Source organism: Pseudomonas sp. B1(2018), assembly GCF_003097365.1.
In the GTDB taxonomy this organism is placed as follows: Bacteria; Pseudomonadota; Gammaproteobacteria; order Pseudomonadales; family Pseudomonadaceae; genus Aquipseudomonas; species Aquipseudomonas laurylsulfatiphila.
The window spans coordinates 1-20,467 of sequence record NZ_PYUK01000025.1 but is presented as its reverse complement, the minus strand read 5'-3'; the positions used below and the strand labels follow the sequence as shown (position 1 = coordinate 20,467).

Genomic DNA, 20,467 nt, shown 5'->3' with positions numbered 1-20,467 from the left:
GAGCGAGCTTGCTCGCGATGAGGGCCTGACATTCAACATTGATGTTGACTGATCTGGCGCTATCGCGAGCAAGCTCGCTCCCACATTGTTTTTTAACTGGTCAATCAGCCGATGCTGATCGCCGGCAGCTCTGTCAGCGTCACGCTCTGTTGCTTGCGTGGCGCGAGGATTTCCGCTTCGCCATCCACCACCAGTTCATCCCGCTGATTGAACACGCGAGTAGCAATGCGCACGCGAAACTTCGGCAGCTTTTCCAGAATCTCCAGGCGTACGGTCAGGGTGTCGCCGATCTTCACCGGTTTCTGAAAACTCATTTGCTGGCCGATGTAGATGGTGCCCGGCCCAGGCAATTCGCAGGCGACCGCCGCGCTAATCAACGCACCGCTGAACATGCCATGGGCGATGCGCTCCTTGAACATGGTGCTGGCAGCGTATTCGGCATCCAGGTGCACCGGGTTGTGATCGCCGGACATCGCGGCGAACAACTGGATGTCACGCTCTTCGACCGTCTTGCTGAAGCTGGCGGTCTGGCCCACTTCGAGGGCTTCGTAAGGGGTGTTGGTAACCTGGGTCATCTGTCTCAATTCCTGTGACGAATTAAAAAATTCACAAAAAAACTATTCGGCTCGGTGCGGCCGAGGGGTGCTCAAGACCTGGGCGATCCAGTTCAGCACATCGGCGACGATTTCATCGCGGTTGCTCTCGTTGAACAGTTCGTGCCGTGCCTGCGGGTAAACGGTCAGTTGCAGGTGCCGGCTGCCGGCCGCCCGCAACGCGTCGGCCAGATCCTTGAGACGTTTGCCTTCGCTCACCGGATCACATTCACCGCCAATCACCAGCAGCGGCAGGCCCGGGTCGATCTGGGCGAGATTGGACGCTTTGCTGATTTGCTGCAAGCCACCGAGCAAATCGATCCACAGTTGATTGGTGCAGCGGAAACCGCAGAGCGGGTCGTTGACGTACAGGTCGACCTGCGCCGGATCACGGCTGAGCCAGTCGAACGGCGTGCGTGCCGGTTTGAATTTGTTGTTGAACGAACCGAACGACAGCCATTCGATCAATGCGCTGCGGCCTTTGCCGCCCTGGCGCAGGCGTTCGAAACGGGCGATTTGCCGTGCCGCGCGATAAAGCGCCACGGGCTGGAAGTTCGAGCCGCTGAGGATGGCCCCGTGCAGGCTGGCGCTGTGGTGCAGCAGATAGGCCTGGGCGATGTAACTGCCCATGCTGTGACCGAGCAGCACGATCGGTATGCCAGGGTGCTGCTGGCCGATGTGCTGGTTGAGGCACGCCAGGTCGCTGACGACCTTGCACCAGCCGTCGTCATCGGCGAAATGCCCCAGGGTCCCGTTTTCGGCAGTTTTGCCATGTCCACGCAGGTCCGGCGCACACACGCCATAGCTCTGATCACAGAGTTTTTCCGCAAGGGCTCCATAGCGGCCGCTGTGTTCGGCCATGCCATGGGCCAGCAGAATCATTGCCTTGAGACTGCCGTCGGGTAGCCACTGGTTGACGAAGAGGCGGCTGTGGTCGCTCGTGGTCAGCCAGAAAGTGTCATGGATCATGGCGGTTCCTTTGCACTGAGTCGTTGCATTGTATAGCGCATCCCGTTGCATGCGTCTGATCAGCCCACAGCAAGGCAGGAAGATTCACGCGATCAATGACGGCTTTGCGCATATTTGCCTGAATCGCCATAGCTGCTAGTGTCCGTGAAGCTCCGCTTTTCGCTTTCTGCCTTTGAGGGATCAGGGAGAAATGACAGAAATGCGGCCCCGGATAGATTCAGGTAAAGAGGACAAGAACAATGCAACCTGATTTCTGGAATGACAAACGCCCGGCCGGCGTCCCCCTGGATATCGATCTGGGTGCCTACAAGTCGGTGATCGAGGTGTTCGAGCGTTCCTGCAAGAAGTTTGCTGACCGCCCGGCGTTCAGCAACATGGGCGTGACCCTGACCTACGCCGAACTGGAACGCCAGAGCGCTGCTTTCGCCGGCTACCTGCAAGCCCACACCGACCTGGTGCCGGGTGACCGCATTGCCGTGCAGATGCCCAACGTCCTGCATTACCCCATTGCCGTGTTCGGCGCTTTACGCGCCGGGTTGATCGTGGTCAACACCAACCCGTTGTACACCGCGCGGGAAATGCGTCACCAGTTCAAGGATTCCGGTGCCCGGGCGCTGGTGTACCTGAACGTGTTCGGCCAGAAAGTCCAGGAAGTGCTCCCCGACACCGACATCCAGTACCTGATCGAAGCGAAGATGGGCGACCTGATGCCCACCGCCAAGGGGTGGCTGGTCAACACCGTGGTGAGCAAGGTCAAGAAGATGGTCCCGGACTATTCCTTGCCCCAGGCCGTTTCTTTCAAGAGCGCGCTGCGCATGGGCCGTGGCCTGGGCATCAAGCCGCTGAAGGTCAGCCTCGACGACATCGCCGTACTGCAATACACCGGTGGCACCACCGGCCTGGCCAAGGGCGCTATGCTGACCCACGGCAACCTGGTGGCGAACATGCAGCAGGCACGGGCCTGCCTCAGCCAGTCGGCCAGCGACGGTCAGCCGCTGCTGCGTGAAGGCCAGGAGGTGATGATCGCGCCGCTGCCGCTGTACCACATCTATGCCTTCACGGCGAACTGCATGTGCATGATGGTGACGGGCAACCACAACGTGCTGATCACCAATCCACGGGACATTGCCGGCTTCATCAAGGAACTGAAGAACTGGCGGTTCTCGGCGCTGTTGGGGCTCAACACGCTGTTCGTCGCGCTGATGGATCACCCGGACTTCAAGACCCTGGACTTCTCCAGCCTCAAGCTCACCAACTCCGGCGGCACCGCACTGGTCAAGGCTACGGCCGAGCGCTGGGAACAACTGACCGGTTGCCGCATCACCGAAGGTTACGGCCTGACCGAAACCTCGCCGGTGGCCTGTACCAACCCCTATGGCGAGCAGTCCCGGATCGGCACGGTCGGCCTGCCGGTGCCGGGCACCACGCTGAAAGTCATCAGCGATGACGGCGTCGAGCAACCTTTGGGTGAGCGCGGCGAGTTGTGCATCAAGGGCCCGCAGATCATGAAGGGCTATTGGCAGAAACCTGAAGCCACGGCCGAAGTGCTGGATGCCGAGGGCTGGTTCAAGTCCGGTGACATTGCGGTGATCGACCCGGACGGTTTCGTGCGCATCGTTGACCGCAAGAAGGACATGATCATTGTCTCGGGTTTCAACGTGTACCCGAACGAAATCGAAGACGTGGTGATGGCTCACCCGAACGTCGCCAACTGTGCAGTCATCGGTGTGCCTGACGAACGGTCGGGGGAGGCGGTGAAGCTGTTCGTGGTGGCCCGTGAAGCGGGCGTCAGCCTTGAAGAGCTGAAGGCTTACTGCAAGGAGAACTTCACGGCGTATAAAGTACCGAAGCACATCGTGCTGCGTGAGTCGCTGCCGATGACGCCGGTGGGCAAAATTTTGCGGCGGGAGTTGCGTGATATCGCCTGATCGGTGAATGGCCGCGCTTCGCACGGATCGCGGGCAAGCCACGCTCCCACAGATTCACTGTTGTGCACACACTTTGTGTACGACGCGGACCTTGTGGGAGCGGGCTTGCCCGCGATGCTTTTCGGCGTACGCTAGAGCCCCGAATTCCGTGGCTTTCAGGGCTTAATAGGTTTTTTGCTCTAAAATGACTGCTTGTAAGTCTTGAGTCACAAATGTGACCGTAGAGGCCGCTTTTGGCTCTAGTCGACCCTTGGCAAAGCTGCTACTCTCGGCGCGCTTTGTGACTTCTCGGCCTTCTATCAGCCAGATTCACCAATGACCAAACACCAATAATAATCGCATCAAATGCGGTGCTGAATTCGCGTTGCTGAGGAGTGGGCTTCCATGATCGAAGACTTTTGGAAGGATAAGTACCCAGCTGGAATTGCTGCCGACATCAATCCAGACGAGTATCCGAATATTCAGGCAGTGTTGAAGCAATCCTGCCAACGCTTCGCCAACAAGCCGGCATTCAGCAACCTGGGCAAGACACTCACCTACGGTGAACTGTACGAATTGTCCGGTGCGTTTGCCGCTTACCTGCAACAGCATACCGATTTGCAGCCAGGCGATCGAATCGCCGTGCAACTGCCCAACGTGTTGCAGTACCCGGTTGCCGTCTTCGGCGCCATCCGCGCCGGGCTGATCGTGGTCAACACCAACCCGCTGTACACCGCGCGGGAGATGGAACACCAATTCAACGACTCCGGTGCCAAGGCCCTGGTGTGCCTGGCCAACATGGCGCACCTGGCGGAAACCGTGGTGCCGAAAACCGGCGTCAAGCACGTGATCGTCACCGAAGTCGCCGACCTGCTGCCGCCGCTCAAGCGCCTGCTGGTCAACAGTGTCATCAAGTACGTGAAGAAGATGGTGCCGGCCTATCACTTGCCAAAAGCCGTCAAGTTCAACGACGTGCTGAGCAAAGGCCAGGGCCAGCCAGTGGCGGAAGCCAATCCGGCCAGCAGCGATGTCGCGGTGCTGCAATACACCGGCGGTACCACCGGTGTGGCCAAGGGCGCGATGCTGACCCACCGCAACCTGGTGGCGAACATGCTGCAATGCAAGGCGCTGATGGGGTCCAACCTCAATGAAGGCTGCGAGATCCTGATCACACCGCTGCCGCTGTACCACATCTATGCCTTCACTTTTCACTGCATGGCGATGATGCTGATCGGCAACCACAACATCCTGATCAGTAACCCGCGTGACCTGCCGGCGATGGTCAAGGAACTGTCGAAGTGGAAGTTCAGCGGCTTCGTCGGTTTGAACACACTGTTCGTGGCCCTGTGCAACAACGAAGGCTTCCGCAAGCTGGACTTCTCCGCGCTGAAAGTCACCTTGTCGGGCGGCATGGCCCTGCAACTGGCCGCGGCCGAACGCTGGAAGGCGGTCACCGGTTGCGCCATCTGTGAAGGCTACGGCATGACCGAAACCAGCCCGGTGGCCACGGTCAACCCGATCCAGAACATCCAGATCGGCACTATCGGCATTCCGGTGCCGTCGACCCTGTGCAAGGTCATCAACGATGCCGGTGTCGAACAACCGATGGGCGAAATCGGCGAACTGTGCGTGAAGGGGCCGCAGGTCATGAAGGGTTACTGGCAACGCCAGGAAGCCACCGATGAGATCCTCGACAGTGAAGGCTGGTTGAAGACCGGTGACATCGCACTGATCCAGCCTGATGGCTACATGCGCATTGTCGATCGCAAGAAAGACATGATCCTGGTGTCCGGTTTCAACGTATACCCGAACGAACTCGAAGACGTGCTGGCGACCCTGCCGGGCGTACTGCAATGCGCGGCCATCGGTGTTCCGGACGAGAAGTCGGGCGAAGCGATCAAGATTTTCATCGTCGCCAAGCCAGGCGTGACCCTGACCAAGGAACAGGTGATGGAGCACATGCGTGCCAATGTCACCGGCTACAAGGTCCCGCGCTCCGTGGAGTTCCGCGATGCACTGCCGACCACCAACGTCGGCAAGATCCTGCGTCGTGAATTGCGCGATGAAGAGCTGAAGAAGATCAACGCGAAGAAAGCTACCGCGTAATTATCAAAAAGCCCCGCAGATGCGGGGCTTTTTGTTGAAGATCAAAAGATCGCAGCCTTCGGCAGCTCCTACAGGTGACCGCGATCCCATGTAGGCGTTGCCGAAGGCTGCGATCTTTTCTTTATTGTTGGCGAAACGGCGCGAAGTTGACGTTGGTGCCCGCCGGGCGCATGTCTTGCAGGAAGGAGTCCTTGTCGGCGCTCAGTTCCAGGCTCAATGCCGCCTTGCGCTTGCCTTCATTGCGCACCACCAGCCCTTCGAGCTTCTCGCGCAAGAACACGGTCGGCACTTTCAGGTGCAGCAGCTCGTCGGTGGCCGGCGTGTGCATCAGCAGGTGGATCCACTCGTACTGACCGATTGCCAGGCGCGTCACCGGGAGGTCGAACCACCAGATGTTGCGATTACGGTTCAATTCGGCGAAGTGGCAGTTGTTGACGCCAAGCACAGCACCGCCGAGTTCCTGGTTTCTGCGGGCAATGGCCTGCTTTTTATCGAGTTTCATAACATTCCTACGGGATTGGATCTTCAGCGCCATGGCCTGAACGTGTTGCGCATTCTCGGGGGTTGGCCCGCAAACATAAAGCGCAACCTGCACTGAACGATGAAATGTCGTGGTGAAAATAAATGAAACTCCCTGCAAAAGCCCCCGGTCAACCTTGTGTAACGACTTTTCTTCCCACTGAACTGTTCGCAGGAGAATCACCATGGGTAGCACAAGCGATAAAGTCAAAGGCATGGCCAATGAAGCCGCCGGCAACGTCAAGCAGGGCGTCGGCAAGGCCACCGGCAACGACAAGTTGCGTGCCGAGGGCGTGATGCAGGAAAAGAAAGGCGAGGCCCAGCAAGCAGTGGGCAAGGCCAAGGATGCGCTTAAAAAAGGTATCGACGACGCGTGATCCGGCCGTTTAATGAAAACACGACGCGGCCATCTCCGATGGCCGTTTTTGTGTCAGCCTGAACTTGCATCCTGAAATTGTTTCAAAGTCGCCAACTGGGCTACCTTGATGATAGAAAACGGCCCCTGAGTCGCCACGACTCCAACCCAAATCCGTATGCGGCGAATGGAGACGCGAATGATTTTTCCGGACATGAGAGGCCTGCCCCTGCACCGTGTGATGATGCGCACGGTCACCGAGTTCATCGCCGACGAGATGTCGACTTATGCCTCGGCGCTGGCCTATCAAATGCTGTTTTCGCTGTTTCCGTTCATCCTGTTCCTGATCGCCCTGATCGGCTTCCTGCACCTGCCGGACTTCTTCTCCTGGCTGCGCCTGCAATCGGAACTGGTGCTGCCGCCCCAGGCGCTGGAACAGGTCAACCCGGTGATCGACCAGCTTCAGCAGTCCAAGGGTGGTTTGCTCTCGGTGGGTATCGTGATTGCGCTGTATACCGCCTCTGCCGGTGTGCGGCTGATGATGAGCGCGATGAACGCGGCCTACGACGTGGTTGAAGGGCGCCCGCTGTGGAAGCGCTTTCCGTTGTCGATCATCTACACCGTCGGCATTGCCGGCATGCTGCTGATCGCCGCCGCGCTGATGGTGCTCGGGCCGCAGGTGATGGGCTGGATCGCTGCGCAAGTCGGCCTCGAGTACTTTATCGTCACGCTCTGGACCCTCTTGCGCTGGCCGGTGATCGTGATTCTGCTGATGGTCGCGGTGGCGTTGATCTACTTCGTCATGCCCGACGTCAAACAGGAATTCCGCTTCATCACGCCGGGCTCGGTACTGGCGGTGGTGGTGTGGATCATTGCCTCCCTGGGCTTCGGTTTGTACGTCAAGGAGTTCGCCAACTACAACGCCATGTATGGCAGTATCGGTGCGATCATCGTGCTGTTGCTGTACTTCTACATTTCCGCCGCGGTGCTGCTGCTGGGTGCGGAGATGAACGCGGTGATCGAACACATGTCGCGAGAGGGCAAGGACCCTGGGGAAAAAGTGGCTGGCGAGCATGGTCCCGTCCATGAGGAAAAACACCACGTCTCGGGCCTGGGCCGCGATCACTCAATCAAACCGACCATTGATGAAACCTGATCATGATTCGTGAAATTCTGAAAATGGGCGACGAGCGCCTGCTGCGCATTGCCCCGCCGGTGCCGGCCGAGATGTTCGACAGCCCCGAGCTGTGGCAACTGATCGATGACATGTTCCAGACCATGGAAAGTGTGGGAGGCGTTGGCCTGGCGGCTCCGCAGATCGGCGTCGACCTGCAACTGGTGATCTTTGGTTTCGAGCACAGCGAGCGTTATCCGGATGCCGAGGCCGTGCCGCAGACGATCCTGATCAACCCCTTGATCACGCCGCTCAGTCCGATCACGGAGGAGGGCTTCGAAGGCTGTTTGTCCGTGCCCGGCCTGCGCGGCGCGGTGCAGCGTTACCAGCAGATCCGCTACGAAGGCGTCGACCCCAAGGGCGAGCCCATCGTGCGCGTTGCTTCGGGGTTCCATGCACGTGTGGTGCAGCATGAGTGCGACCACCTGATCGGCCGCCTGTACCCGTCGCGCATCACCGACTTCAGCAAGTTCGGCTTCACCGAAGTGATGTTCCCGGACCTGGACCCCAACGCCGACGACTGAGCACACCACAAACCAATGTGGGAGCGAGCTTGCTCGCGATGGCGGTGTATCAGTCGCCAACAATGTTGACTGACCGGGCCTCATCGCGAGCAAGCTCGCTCCCACATTGGATCTCCAACAGGGTTGAGTAAGTTAAACGCCTGGCGCCAACCCCATGGCAATCATCGGTTTACTACGGGCATACCGGCTCAACCGTTCTACCATCGCATAAGGCATCGGCGGGTCGAACGTAAACCTGCGACGCTCATAAAATCCGCGCAAGTCCGGATGACAGAACAACCACACCGGCAGTTCGCAATCCTTCACCGCTGCCGCAATCAATCCGGCGGCTATGCCTTGTTCCCGGCACTGCGGATCGACAAACAACCCGGTCAGCCAATGCCCGCCGGACACCGGACGCAAACACAGAGCAGCAACTATCTGGTCACGCCGGGCCACCCAGAGCTGCGCGTCGCGCACGGCTTTCATCGACGATTGGTGAGCGCGATAGAACTTGTTCATCAATGGCCATAACGGCTCGTCAAGCAGGGCGTACTGGGTGTCGGGCATGGTCTCGGACTGTCGGTGTGCAAAGCGGCGATTATAAAAGAACACGCGTGCCGGGATAGGTGTATACCTGATCTCACATCCCCCCGAGTGGAGTACGCATCATGTCCAAAGGTATGGATTCAAAGAAAGCAGACAAGAAAAAGCCGGCGAAAACCGCAATCGAAAAGCGCGCCGACAAGAAAGCCAAAAAGGTCAATGTGTTCGGGCATTGAGCCTGCGCTGACCCATCGCTCCCGCGCAATGCGGGAGCGATCACATTGAAAATAATCTGCAAGAAATCCGGGCGTCGTTGCACAGAAGAGGATTGGTCCCCGATCCGAGCAATGCCATGCCTCATTATTTCGATGCAGCCCACCGAGAAGAAATCGAAACCCTGCGCCAACGCCTCACCGCCCGCACCGAGTGGCCGACCTGGTTGCTGTTGATCGGCGTGTACGGCGCGTGGTTCGCCCTTGTTCTGGCCAGTAATTCATTGGGCCTGTGGTTGAGCACGTTGTTGCTGATTCCCGTGGTGGTGTTGTGGCTGTCGGTGCAGCACGAACTGCTGCACGGTCACCCTACGCGCTGGGTAACCCTGAACAAAATCCTCGGCTACGCACCGTTTGCCGTCTGGTATCCCTACACCTTGTATCGCGACAGCCATTTGCTGCATCACCGCGATGAAGACCTGACCATTCCCGGTCGCGATCCGGAAAGCCGTTACCTGAATGCCGAGCAGTGGCAGGGCAGTTCGTTGTTCGAACAAGGCCTGCACTGGTTGAACAAAACCGTGCTCGGGCGCTTTCTGCTCGGTGCGCCAATCGCCTTGCTGACGCTGGCCCGGGAAGAACTGCAACGCCTGAAAAGCGGCGAGCGCCAGGCCTGGTTGATGTGGCTCAGCCATGGCGCCTTGACCCTGTTGATGCTGCTGTTCATCGCGCGCTACAGCCTGTTGCCGGTGTGGCATTACCTGTTGCTGATCAGCGTACCGGCGCTGTCGATTGCGATGATTCGCTCCTACTATGAACATCGACCTCACGCGGCGCCGGAGCAACGTACCGTGCTCAATGAAGCGGCGTGGCCGTGGCGCTGGCTGTTCCTGAACCTCAATTTCCACCTGGTGCACCACGAGTTGCCGGGGTTGCCCTGGTACGATTTGCCCCGCGCCTATTGGGCCCGCCGCGAGCAATGGCTGGCACGCAGTGGTGGATTCCTGGTGCAGGGGTATGGGCAGCTGTGGCGTGAATACGGTGTAAAGGCCATCGACAGCCCGAGGCATCCGTTTCACTGATTTTTTTGCCAGACGCTTTCCCCTGTGGGAGCGGGCTTGCCCGCGATGGCGATTTCAAATCCAGCACACCTGGTGACTGATCCAACGCTATCGCGGGCAAGTCGAATCGTCGCACCGCCGCTCCCACAGGGAACTTCGTTGTATGGAGATACGATGATGACCCAACACATCGCCGAACTGCTGATGTACACCGCCCCCGAACCCATCCACCAGGCCAACGAACGCTGGCTGGCGCGAATCCTCGAGCACTTGGGCGAAACCCGCGGCGATGCCGCAGGCCTGTCACTGATGGAGATGTGGTTGTCGCCGCATTTGCTGCTCACCCAAACCTGCGGCTATCCGCTGATGACAGCGTTGCGCGGCAAGGTGCGGGTGCTGGGGCGGCCGCGTTACGAACTGCCGGACAGCAGCGGCGGCAATCACTGCAGTCTGATCCTGGGACGGGTCGATGATCCGCGCCAGATCCTGGCGGATTTTCGCGGCAGTCGAGGCGTGATCAATGGCCATGACTCCAACAGCGGCATGAATTTACTGCGCCACCGGTTGGCGCCGTTGCAGCGTGACGGGCGTTTTTTTGCCGAGGTCGGCATCAGCGGCAGTCATCGTGAAAGCCTGCGCTGGTTACGCGAGGGGCTTGCCGATCTGGCGGCGATCGACAGCGTGACATTTGCCTGTCTGGCCCGATACGCCGAGGAAGAAGTGACCGGTTTGCGCGTGATCGCTTGCAGTGCATTGAGTCCGACGTTGCCCTACATCACGGCCGCCAGCGTCAGCGATCAGCAGGCTGAAGGGCTATTGCAGGCGATGAATCAGGCGTTGAGCGAATTGCCTGACGTTGCCGAAATCCTCGGGTTGCCAGAGGTGCTGCCCGCCAGTGAACGCGACTATCAGGTTGTGCTTGATTATCAGCGTGAAGCTGAGGGGCTGGGGTATTGGGATTTGCGATAGCGCGCAAATGTTGGGTCGACAGGTTTATTTTTCGCGGGCAAGCCCGCTCCCACAGGGTTTCGGTGTATCTGTGGGTTAATTCCATAAGTGAATATAAAAATAAGTTTTAAGTATTATTAATGAATAAGGCTCCTTGCTAGGATTCGCCTCACCGGACCACCGGACATTCAGCGACCCCTAACCCAGGAGCCCCTATGTCCGGCGCCGATATTCTTCACCGCAAACACGTGGACGGACTGTTCCGCGCTCACTACCACTGGCTCTGCACACGCCTGCGTCAGTCTCTGAACGATGCCGCCGCTGTCGAAGACATTGCCTGCGAAACCTTCGTGCAACTGCTCCAGGCGCCAAGCCTGACGGCAATTCGTGAACCCCGCGCCTTGCTCACCACCATCGCCCGGCGCCTGCTTTATCAGCGTTGGCGTCGAGGTGATCTGGAGCGCCAGTACCTTCAGCAACTGCAACAGGCCGAGCCGATCCACGCCGAATCGCCGGAGGAACTGGCTCAACGGTCCCAGACCCTGACCCGTGTGGAGCGCAGTCTTCAGCGGCTGCCCGGCAAAGTGCGCTCGACCTTCCTGCTGTCGCGGATCGACGGCCTGACCTATCCGCAAATTGCCGCTGCGCTGGGCATCTCCCTGCGCTCGGTCAGCGACTACATGACCCGTTCCCAGGCCCTGTGTGACCGGCACAGCGCCAACCAATCCCTGAACCGCCCACTCCAGAACAAGAGGTCCGCATGAGATCGATCAAAACCCTGCTCGGCAGTTCGCTGCTGGCCCTGAGCCTGTTGTCCCACCCGGCATCGGCCACGGAAAAAGCGGCGCCTATCCATTTTGGCGACATCACGTGGGAAAGCGGCAGCCTCATCACCGAAATCCTGCGCCTGATCGTTGAAAAAGGTTACGGCTACCCGACCGACACGCTGCCGGGCAGCACCGTCAGCCTGGAAGCGGCGCTGGCCAAAAACGATATCCAGGTCATCGGTGAAGAGTGGGCCGGACGCAGCCCGGCCTGGGTCAAGGCTGCCGCCGAAGGCAAGGTCTTCGGCCTCGGCGATACGGTCAAAGGCGCCACCGAGGGTTGGTGGGTGCCGGAGTACGTGATCAAGGGCGATCCCGAGCGCGGCATCAAGCCCTTGGCCCCGGAGCTGAAGTCCGTTGCCGACCTGGCGAAGTACAAGGATGTATTCCGCGACCCCGAAGACCCGAGCCGCGGACGCTTCCTCAACAGCCCCACCGGCTGGACCTCGGAAATCGTCAACAGCCAGAAACTCAAGGCTTATGACCTGACCGCCAGCTACGTCAACTTCCGCACCGGTTCCGGCGCAGCGCTGGACGCAGAAGTGGCGTCGTCGATCCGCCGTGGCAAACCGGTGCTGTTCTACTACTGGTCGCCGACACCGTTGTTGGGGCGATTCAAACTGGTGAAGCTCGACGAACCGCCGTTCGACGCCGAAGCCTGGAAAACCCTGGCCGACGCCAACAACCCGAACCCCAAAGGCACGCGCTCGATGCCGGCGAGCCTGGCCATCGGCGTGTCGGCACCGTTCAAGGCGCAATACCCGGACCTGGTGACGTTCTTCGAAAAGGTCGACCTGCCGATTGATCTGTTGAACCAGACCCTGGGCCAGATGAGTGAAAAGCGCCAGAAACCCCGCGAAGTCGCCGAAGCGTTTTTGCGTGATCAACCGCAGGTGTGGAAGGGCTGGGTGCCAGGGGAGGTGGCTACCAGGGTGAGCGCCAGCTTGTAGTACTGTCTGAAGTTTCTGCGGTGCCTGAACTGCCGTCTTCGCGAGCAAGCCCGCTCCCACAGGGGATCTTTGTTGACCACAGGATTTGTGGACACAACAGACCCAATGTGGGAGCGGGCTTGCTCGCGAATGGTCTCAAGTCTTACGCCAATTGAGTGGTCAGTGCCGCTTTCCCCGCTGGCCGCTGATCCCCCTCTCCAGAACCCGTGATGCAGGCACTTCTGGCCAGGCTCAATTAGCAACAATTCGCTGAATCGTTTTTCTGCTCGATACTGGCCGACTAGTGGCCTTGCAAGCCCTTCGTCGCTGTCTATGATCAGGTGTAACTAACTATGTCGACCGTGATGAGGCGGTCGACTGGCCGCCAGAGTGCGCAATCAAAGGCACCGACACTTGAACACAGGGAGCTGTCCGCTAAATGGAATTTGATTCGAACCTGTTAGGGCTGGCCCGCATGCGGGCTATCAAGAGAAGGATGTCTTGATGAGCGTGTCGCTGTAAGGACCCTCCGATTGATCATCGTTTATCACCTGACTAGTCCTTCTTTTTGGAGGGATGCGTGTGCCTGTTCCACGGAACGTAGTGGTGGATGTGAAAGACCTGCAACTTTCATCAATCAAAAAATTGCGCGCAAGGTGATACAACAATGTTCAACCTACATCACAAGGCTGACCTGCTGGAAATCGAACGTTTCAGCTGTGCGCTGACCGAGGCCAACGCCAAGCTGGCGGCGGTCAGTCGTTCGATGGCGATGATTGAATTCACCCCGGATGGCATCGTCATCGATGCCAATGAAAACTTTTGCAGTGCCATGGGTTACAGCGCCGAAGACGTACGCGGCAAGCATCACCGGATTTTTTGTGAAGAGCAGTACTACCGCAGCGACGACTACACCAAACTGTGGCGCGACCTGGCGCGGGGCGAGCCGCTGAGCGGGACCTTTTTGCGCTTGCACAAAAGCGGCCGTGAAATCTGGCTCGAAGCCAGCTACATGCCGGTGCTGGGACCCGACCGGCAGGTCAAGAGCGTGATCAAGGTCGCTACCGACATCACCGCCCGGGTCAACAAGGAGCACGAAAACGAAAGCCGACTCGCCGCGATCGGCCGCTCCATGGCCGTGATCGAATTCACGCCCGAAGGCAAGGTCATCAGCGCCAACGACAACTTCCTGAAAACCATGCAGTACTCGCTCAACGAAGTGGTGGGGCAGCATCACAGCCTGTTTTGCCACCGTGCCGAAGCCGAGTCCCAGGGTTACCGCAATTTCTGGGCTTCGCTCAACCGCGGCGAATATCACTCCCATCGTTTCGAGCGCAGGAACAAGCAAGGTCAGACGGTATTCCTCGAAGCGTCCTACAACCCGTTGTTCGACGCCAAGGGGCGTTTGTACAAAGTGGTCAAGTTTGCCAGCGATATCACCCACCAGATGACCACCCTGCAAACCGCCGCCGAATCGGCCCACAGCACCTCGGTGCAAAACGACGTCTGTGCGCGCAAGGGCTCCGAAGTGGTGCAGCAGACGGTGCAGATAATCCAGGACATTTCCCGCGACCTGAACGAAGCGGCGCTGAGTATCGATGCCGTGAGCAAACAGTCCGACATCATCGGCACCATCGTGCAGACCATCCGCGGCATTGCCGATCAGACCAACCTGCTGGCACTCAACGCGGCGATTGAAGCGGCGCGGGCCGGTGAGCACGGGCGCGGGTTTGCGGTAGTGGCCGATGAAGTGCGTAGCCTCGCGGCGCGTACCAGCCAAGCGACGCTGGAGATCGTCGAGGTGGTGCGCAAGAACCACGATTTGTCGCTGAGTGCGGTATCGAGCATGCAATCGAGCCTGAGCCGAACAGGCCTGGGCGTGGAATTGGCGAACGAGGCGGGGGAGGTGATCCTGGAAATCCAGCAGGGCTCACGGCATGTGGTGGATGCGATCAGTCAGTTCAACTCGACGTTGCAACTGAACTAGTCACGGTAACTGACAAAGGGTCCCGGTAGAGGGCACTGTCAGTCAGTTGAAACACTGCAAACCTTGTGGGAGCGAGCTTGCTCGCGATGACGATTGGACCGTCACACAAGGGGTGCCTGACAGTCCGCCATCGCGAGCAAGCTCGCTCCCACAGTGTCCCGGGCTTGGGACCTTTTTTATCGCGCAGTGGTTAGAGTGAGGCGAGGAACTTGTCGACCACCTGACTGCTGCCGTTGTCTTTATCCGCTTGCGCCAATTGCATTTTGTCCTTCATGCGATCGGCAATTTCTTGCGCCACTGCCTGTTGTTTCTCCGGCGGCATGGCTTTCAGGTCCTCCTCGGTAATGCCCATCTCTTTCAGAATGCTGTCGCGCAGACGCTCTTCAGGCGTTTTGCTCATGTAGTCCTTGAATTCGGCGGTGGCCGAGCCTTCGTTGAGCCGGGTGGCGTCTGTCGCTTGCAGGTTCACGCGGGTCTTGGCGAACGCTGCGTCGACGTTGTCGCTGATCTTGCTCGCCTCGTTGACTTGCTGCGTGGCGATCCGGGTGGCGGAGTCCTGCACCTGCTGGGTGGCTGTGGTTTGCGCCTGCACATTGTTTTGCATGGCCTGGGCGATGACCGCCTGCATGCCGCCCTGAAGACCGGCGGCGGCATCGGCGGAGGGCTCGTCACCGGGACGCTTGGGGAGTGGGGTCACCAACGATTGTTTTGCACTGACCAACATGATGAAGAGACCTTGTGGGTGATGGCGATGCGTGGTCTCAGCAAATAGTGTGCCTCGTGGGTTAAAAACAACAAAATCAAATGGTTAGCGTTATGTCTCTAGCGGGGGTTCGGTCAGCGGTTGCCGCCGGGCGGCAACCTGCGGCCATTCAAGGCAAGCCGTTGCAGCAATGCTTCAGGAAGCCGGGATGCTGCGCCAGGCGTTTGAAATACTCATCGACGGCGGGGTAGTCCGGACGCTCGATCGGGGTCATCAGCCAGCGGTTGACGGACAGGCCGATGACGATGTCGGCCAGGGTAAACCGCGGTCCGGCGACATAGGCCTTGGTGGTTGCGAGTTGGTGTTCGAGGATGGCCATTTTCTGGTTCCAGCCGCGAATGCCGACCTCGAGGCTATGTGGGTCCTGGAATTCCGGGTCCTTGCGCACCAGCGCCATGAACGGGTATCTCCAGGACGGATTGAGCTCGGTGGCTTGCCAATCCATCCACTGTTCCACCCGGGCGCGGGCGGCCGGTTCGGTAGGCAGCAGCTCGGTATGATGGTGATGGTGTTTGCCCACCAGGTAGCGGCAGATGGTATTGGACTCCCATAACACCCCGGCTTCATCGATGATCACCGGCACCTGCGCGTTGGGATTGAACCGGAGGAACTCCGGGCTGTGGGTGGAGGCAAAACCGCTGCCCCAATCCTCGCGTTCGTAGGTGATGCCCAGTTCCTCGCAGGTCCACAGGACTTTTCTGACGTTAATGGACGACGCCTTGCCGAGAATCTTCAGTGCATGTTCCATGTTCTGCTCCAGCGAGAATGACGTACAGGCAATTGTAGGTGGTGGCATGTAGGAAGGCGCTGTAGGAGGGCGCTGTAGGAGGGCGGCTTCAGATGAATTGTGCAGGTTACGCTTTCTTGCACCCTTGCCTACAACTACGCCAGAATCCGCCGACTTGTGCGCCTGGTATCCGGACTCTATCGTTCCGTGTCGCTGCAAATTCAGCGATCGGGTCTAGCAGCCTGGATACTTTAGACGCATGACGCCCACCCATCGTGATCTGCCCGCCAGTTCACGTTATGGCGGCTGTGCGTGGGAAGACCTTCGGGTCTACCGGGTTCTAGAGTCCTGGTCTGCTAGCCCGCGCACGGCTGCCACCTTATTTTCGTCTAGCAGCGAATCGTGGCAGCTCCACTACTCTAGGAGTATTGCCATGTTCAAGCCCACGCCCAACCCCCCACGCAATCCCAGCCCGATGTTCTCCATCTCACCCGGCATCAATAACGAAACGCTGTTGGCGCACGCCTGCGAATCCCTGGCCTCGGCGAGTGTGATGACCAATGACTTTGCAACGTATCTGGAAGGCAGCCAGCGCAACACGGCGCTGGCGATCGCACAGATCATCATGCTGGCGGAACTGGCGGTGAATCGGGTGCTGGATAACCTCGATCCGCAGGATTGAACACTGAGCGAAGGTGAGGGGGCTTTTCTGTGGCGAGGGGGCTTGCCCCCGTTGGGTTGCGAAGCGACCCCAAAAACAGACACTGCGGTCATACAGTTAAACCCTGTGAACCGGACTACGACTGCTCCGCAGCCGAACGGGGGCGAGCCCCCTCGCCACAATGTCCCTTGCCTGACCACATTGATGCCGGTGCTTATGTACTCTCCCGCACCTTCAACTCAAACCCCATGTCCTGCACCGGCCTGGCCACGCTGTTGCCGGCCATCAGCGTCAGCATCTGCTCGGCCGCGCGGCGGCCGATGGCTTCGCGTGGAGTGTTGATGCTGCTCAGGCGCGGAACCATGTGTTCGGACATGGGCAAATCGTTGAAGCCGAGGATCGCCACTTGCTCGGGGATCTTGATTCCGTGTCGCATCGCTTCGAGCAGCGCGCCCTGGGCCAGGTCGTCGTTGCCGAAGAAGATCGCATCGACATCCGGGCGGCTGGCGATCATCTGCAGGAACAATTCGCCGCCCAGGCCGACCGAGGACGGGCGGGGCGTTAGCACTTCCAGCGCCGGGTCGTACAAACCGGCCTTTTGCAGGGCTTTGCGGAAACCTTCGCCGCGCAGCAAGGTACGCTGGTCCAGTTGCGCGCCGATGTAGGCCAGGCGCTTGCGACCGCGGGACAGCAAGTGTTCGGCCGCCGTTTCGCCGGCCGCCAGTTGCGAAAAGCCAACGCAATTGAGCCCGGCCGCACTGTCCAGTTCCATCATGTACACGCAGGGAATGTTGCTGGCTTCGATCATCCGCCGCGAACTTTCGGTGCGGTCGAACCCGGTCAGCAGCAAGCCGCGTGGCTGATAGGCCATGTAGTTGCGCAGCAGGTTTTCTTCTTCATCACGTGAGTAGTGGAAGTTGCCGATCAGCACTTCGAAGCCCTTGGGGCGCAAAACCTGATGAATGGCTTCCAGGGTATCGATGAACAGCAAATTGGATAATGAAGGCACCAACACCACCACCGAATGGCTCTGGGCCGAGGCCAGGGCGCGGGCGGCAGGGTTGACGACATAGTTGAGTTCCAGCGCCGCTTTCTGCACTTTTTCCACCAGTTCGGTGGCCACGGTGCTGACGCCACGCAGGGCGCGGGAGGCGGTGATCGGGCTGACGCCGGCCAGTCGGGCAACTTCGTTCAGGGTAGGGCGGCCAGTGGTGCGGGTATTTTTATCGTTCTTGGTTGTGTTCATCGACGGCTTGCCAAACAAAATTCAAGGCACTAAGGTAGCGCTGTCTCGATGCAGCTGCAAATGCGTGAGCGAGGGTTCGCCTGATCCTCGCTTTTTGGCGTTGGGACCTAACCTGCTGCAACCCATAAAATGACAAGAAAGGCGTCGGCAACTTCTGCTTTTGGTCTAGTGTCATAACTGGCAAAGGTAGCGCTGTCTGCGCGCTGAGGTGTTACATGAACCATCCCATCACCGCCCTGGTCATCATGGGCGTTGCCGGTTGCGGCAAGACGTGCGTCAGCGAGGCCCTGTGCCAACTGAGCGGCGCCACGGCCATTGAAGGCGACTCTTTTCACCCTGCCGCCAATATCGAAAAGATGAGCGCGGGGATCCCCCTGAACGATGAAGACCGCGCCGGCTGGCTCGACAGCCTGTGCGATGAGCTGCGCCGTGTCGACGCCAAGGGCGAGCGCCCGGTGCTGACCTGTTCGGCGCTCAAACACATCTATCGCGAACGTCTGCGCAGCGCCTTGCCGGGCCTGGGCTTCGTGTTCCTTGAGTTGACCCCCGAGGTGGCTGCCGACCGCGTGTCCCATCGGCCGGGCCACTTCATGCCGTCGACCCTGATCGACAGCCAGTTCGCCACCCTCGAATCGCCCGTCGGCGAGCCGTTGACCCTGGCGCTGGATGCTTCGACCCATAGCGTCGAGCAACTGGCTGCGCAGGCTCATGTCTGGTGGCAGGCGAACGGCCTGAAGCAGGCGGTATGACTGTGCTTGCAAAGACAGCGCTGTCCTCGCGGCTTCTGATTAACCCGCTTTAATAACAACAACAACCAGGAGACACCCCTAATGTTTGGCATGTCCCACGAGACGTTCCTGCTGCTCGATGCAGTGGTCACGGTGATCGGGCTTATCGTCCTGATCACCAAGTTCAAATTGCACCCCTTTCTTGCCCTGATCATCGCCGCAGCCTTCCTCGGGCTGACCTCCGGCATGCCGATCGGCACCATCATCAAGGCGTTCCAGGACGGCTTCGGTGGCGTGCTTGGTTTTGTCGGCATCATCCTCGCGCTGGGCACGATGCTCGGCAAGATGATGGCCGAATCGGGCGGTGCGGATCAGATCGCGCAGACGTTGATCCGCGCCTTCGGCAAGGACAAGGTGCAGTGGGCGATGATGTTCGCGGCGTTCCTGGTCGGTATTCCGCTGTTCTTCGAAATCGGCTTCGTACTGCTGATCCCGCTGGTGTTCATCGTCGCTCGCCGCACGGGCGTGTCGATCATCAAGATCGGTATCCCGCTGCTGGCGGGTCTGTCCGCGGTACACGGCCTGGTGCCGCCGCACCCGGGTCCGCTGCTGGCCATCGGCGTGTTCGGTGCCGACATCGGCAAGACCATTCTGTACGGTCTGATCGTTGCGCTGCCAACGGCCATCATCGCCGGCCCGATCTTCGGTACGTTCATTGCCAAGCACATCCCCGGTCATCCGAACCAGGAGCTGGTGGATCAACTGGCCCGCGAAACGGATTCGGCTGAACTGCCGAGCTTCGGCATCACGCTGGTGACCGTGCTGCTGCCGGTGTTCCTGATGCTGCTCAAGACCTTTGCCGACGTGGTGCTGCCCGATGGCAACATCTTCCGCGCCTTCATGGACCTGATCGGTCACCCGATTTCGGCGCTGCTGCTGGCGTTGCTGCTGTCGCTGTATACCTTCGGCTACAAGCAGGGCATTGGTTCCAGCCAGATGATGAAGTGGCTCGATGCCAGTCTCGCGCCGACCGCCGCGATCATCCTGATCATCGGTGCCGGTGGTGGCTTCAAGCAGATGCTGGTGACCAGCGGCGTGGGTGACGTGATCGGCCATATGGCGGTGAACGCACAGATCTCGCCGATCCTGCTGGCCTGGCTGGTGGCGGCGGTGATTCGTATCGCCACCGGTTCGGCGACCGTGGCGACCATCACTGGCGCGGGCATCGTGGTGCCGGTGGTGGGGATGATTCCGGGTGTGAACCGTGAGTTGCTGGTGCTGGCCACCGGTGCCGGCTCCCTGATCCTGTCGCACGTCAACGACGCCGGCTTCTGGCTGGTCAAGCAGTACTTCAACATGACCGTGGCTGAAACCTTCAAGACCTGGACGGCGATGGAAACCATCCTGTCGGTGGTGGGCCTGGGCTTTATCCTGTTGTTGTCGCTGTTCGTCTAAGCGATTCGACAGACACAAAAAAACCGCAGCGATGCGGTTTAATGAGATGGTCAGCCTGACCGAGAAGCCCTGCAGGTTTACGCTTGCAGGGCTTTTTTCGTTTTCGGCCGGAGGATCTCTCATGAATACGATGACGCTTCTCGGTATCGACATCGGCAAACACAGTTTCCACTTGCATGGCCAGGACTCTAAAGGCCACCAGGTCTTGCGCAAAAAAACCAACCGCGGCCAATTGCTCAGTACATTGGCCCAGC

Annotated in this window: 20 protein-coding genes and 2 pseudogenes; 15 read left to right on the top strand and 7 right to left on the bottom strand. The window is 59.3% G+C overall.

Annotated elements, in window-relative coordinates; all coding sequences use genetic code 11:
- Positions 1-104: 104 nt before the first annotated feature.
- Positions 105-575, bottom strand: coding sequence for a MaoC family dehydratase (locus C9422_RS28405; RefSeq protein WP_007974451.1), 471 nt, complete (start codon positions 573-575; stop codon positions 105-107).
- A 42-nt stretch (positions 576-617) separates the two neighbouring features.
- Complete coding sequence (locus C9422_RS28400) at positions 618-1,562, bottom strand: alpha/beta hydrolase (RefSeq protein WP_116582938.1); 945 nt, start codon at positions 1,560-1,562, stop codon at positions 618-620.
- A gap of 239 nt (positions 1,563-1,801) precedes the next feature.
- Between C9422_RS28400 and fadD2 the strand changes: the two genes are divergently transcribed.
- Positions 1,802-3,490: a long-chain-fatty-acid--CoA ligase FadD2 gene (gene fadD2 / locus C9422_RS28395; RefSeq protein ID WP_116582937.1), complete on the top strand. Its 1,689-nt coding sequence runs from the start codon at positions 1,802-1,804 to the stop codon at positions 3,488-3,490.
- A 384-nt stretch (positions 3,491-3,874) separates the two neighbouring features.
- Positions 3,875-5,575, top strand: a complete 1,701-nt coding sequence (gene fadD1, locus C9422_RS28390; RefSeq protein ID WP_116582936.1) for a long-chain-fatty-acid--CoA ligase FadD1 — start codon at positions 3,875-3,877, stop codon at positions 5,573-5,575.
- Positions 5,576-5,696: 121 nt separating this feature from the next.
- On the opposite strand, the gene C9422_RS28385 is transcribed toward fadD1, so the two are convergent.
- Positions 5,697-6,077, bottom strand: coding sequence for a hypothetical protein (locus tag C9422_RS28385; RefSeq protein WP_007974458.1), 381 nt, complete (start codon positions 6,075-6,077; stop codon positions 5,697-5,699).
- A gap of 202 nt (positions 6,078-6,279) precedes the next feature.
- Here C9422_RS28385 and C9422_RS28380 point away from each other — a divergent pair, with 202 nt between their 5' ends.
- The 3 genes from C9422_RS28380 to def all read left to right on the top strand — a co-directional run bounded on the left by C9422_RS28380 (position 6,280) and on the right by def (position 8,147).
- Complete coding sequence (locus C9422_RS28380) at positions 6,280-6,471, top strand: CsbD family protein (protein WP_007974460.1); 192 nt, start codon at positions 6,280-6,282, stop codon at positions 6,469-6,471.
- A 177-nt stretch (positions 6,472-6,648) separates the two neighbouring features.
- Positions 6,649-7,605 (top strand): YihY/virulence factor BrkB family protein, encoded by a 957-nt coding sequence (locus C9422_RS28375; protein WP_007974461.1) that lies wholly within the window; start codon positions 6,649-6,651, stop codon positions 7,603-7,605.
- Positions 7,606-7,607: 2 nt separating this feature from the next.
- Positions 7,608-8,147 carry a peptide deformylase gene (def, locus tag C9422_RS28370; RefSeq protein ID WP_116582935.1) on the top strand — a complete coding sequence of 180 codons (540 nt, stop codon included), beginning with the start codon at positions 7,608-7,610 and terminating at the stop codon, positions 8,145-8,147.
- A 132-nt stretch (positions 8,148-8,279) separates the two neighbouring features.
- On the opposite strand, the gene C9422_RS28360 is transcribed toward def, so the two are convergent.
- Positions 8,280-8,696, bottom strand: coding sequence for a GNAT family N-acetyltransferase (locus C9422_RS28360; RefSeq protein WP_116582972.1), 417 nt, complete (start codon positions 8,694-8,696; stop codon positions 8,280-8,282).
- Between the two features lie 328 nt (positions 8,697-9,024).
- On the opposite strand from C9422_RS28360, the gene C9422_RS28355 reads away from it, so the two are divergent.
- The 6 genes and pseudogenes from C9422_RS28355 (at position 9,025) to C9422_RS33010 (ending at position 14,633) form a co-directional block, all read left to right on the top strand.
- Positions 9,025-9,966 (top strand): fatty acid desaturase, encoded by a 942-nt coding sequence (locus C9422_RS28355; RefSeq protein ID WP_116582934.1) that lies wholly within the window; start codon positions 9,025-9,027, stop codon positions 9,964-9,966.
- A 156-nt stretch (positions 9,967-10,122) separates the two neighbouring features.
- The gene (locus C9422_RS28350) at positions 10,123-10,914 is read left to right on the top strand and encodes a phosphate/phosphite/phosphonate ABC transporter substrate-binding protein (protein WP_116582971.1); all 792 of its coding nucleotides are present in this window, start codon (positions 10,123-10,125) and stop codon (positions 10,912-10,914) included.
- A 194-nt stretch (positions 10,915-11,108) separates the two neighbouring features.
- On the top strand, positions 11,109-11,657 hold the full coding sequence (locus C9422_RS28345) for a sigma-70 family RNA polymerase sigma factor (protein ID WP_116582933.1): 549 nt from the start codon (positions 11,109-11,111) through the stop codon (positions 11,655-11,657).
- A complete protein-coding gene (locus C9422_RS28340; protein WP_116582932.1) occupies positions 11,654-12,667 on the top strand; it encodes an ABC transporter substrate-binding protein in 1,014 nt (337 codons plus the stop codon). Before C9422_RS28345 ends, C9422_RS28340 begins: the two co-directional genes overlap by 4 nt.
- A gap of 646 nt (positions 12,668-13,313) precedes the next feature.
- A pseudogene (locus tag C9422_RS33015) lies at positions 13,314-14,087 on the top strand (PAS domain-containing protein); the annotation flags it as partial.
- Between the two features lie 6 nt (positions 14,088-14,093).
- A complete protein-coding gene (locus C9422_RS33010) occupies positions 14,094-14,633 on the top strand; it encodes a methyl-accepting chemotaxis protein (protein ID WP_227698141.1) in 540 nt (179 codons plus the stop codon).
- A 190-nt stretch (positions 14,634-14,823) separates the two neighbouring features.
- Here the strand turns inward: C9422_RS33010 and C9422_RS28330 are convergent, their stop codons facing one another.
- The gene (locus tag C9422_RS28330; protein WP_116582930.1) at positions 14,824-15,357 is read right to left on the bottom strand and encodes a hypothetical protein; all 534 of its coding nucleotides are present in this window, start codon (positions 15,355-15,357) and stop codon (positions 14,824-14,826) included.
- 148 nt (positions 15,358-15,505) lie between these two features.
- Positions 15,506-16,144, bottom strand: a complete 639-nt coding sequence (locus C9422_RS28325; RefSeq protein ID WP_008052684.1) for a glutathione S-transferase family protein — start codon at positions 16,142-16,144, stop codon at positions 15,506-15,508.
- A 412-nt stretch (positions 16,145-16,556) separates the two neighbouring features.
- On the opposite strand from C9422_RS28325, the gene C9422_RS28320 reads away from it, so the two are divergent.
- On the top strand, positions 16,557-16,805 hold the full coding sequence (locus tag C9422_RS28320; RefSeq protein ID WP_102700526.1) for a DUF6124 family protein: 249 nt from the start codon (positions 16,557-16,559) through the stop codon (positions 16,803-16,805).
- 193 nt (positions 16,806-16,998) lie between these two features.
- Here C9422_RS28320 and C9422_RS28315 read toward each other — a convergent pair whose 3' ends face one another.
- A complete protein-coding gene (locus C9422_RS28315) occupies positions 16,999-18,030 on the bottom strand; it encodes a LacI family DNA-binding transcriptional regulator (protein ID WP_116582929.1) in 1,032 nt (343 codons plus the stop codon).
- Positions 18,031-18,245: 215 nt separating this feature from the next.
- On the opposite strand from C9422_RS28315, the gene C9422_RS28310 reads away from it, so the two are divergent.
- The 3 genes and pseudogenes from C9422_RS28310 to C9422_RS32690 all read left to right on the top strand — a co-directional run.
- On the top strand, positions 18,246-18,779 hold the full coding sequence (locus C9422_RS28310) for a gluconokinase (RefSeq protein ID WP_116582928.1): 534 nt from the start codon (positions 18,246-18,248) through the stop codon (positions 18,777-18,779).
- Positions 18,780-18,860: 81 nt separating this feature from the next.
- Entirely contained in the window at positions 18,861-20,213 is a 1,353-nt protein-coding gene (locus tag C9422_RS28305; RefSeq protein WP_007974485.1) for a GntP family permease, read from the top strand.
- A gap of 121 nt (positions 20,214-20,334) precedes the next feature.
- A pseudogene (locus C9422_RS32690) lies at positions 20,335-20,467 on the top strand (IS110 family transposase); the annotation flags it as partial.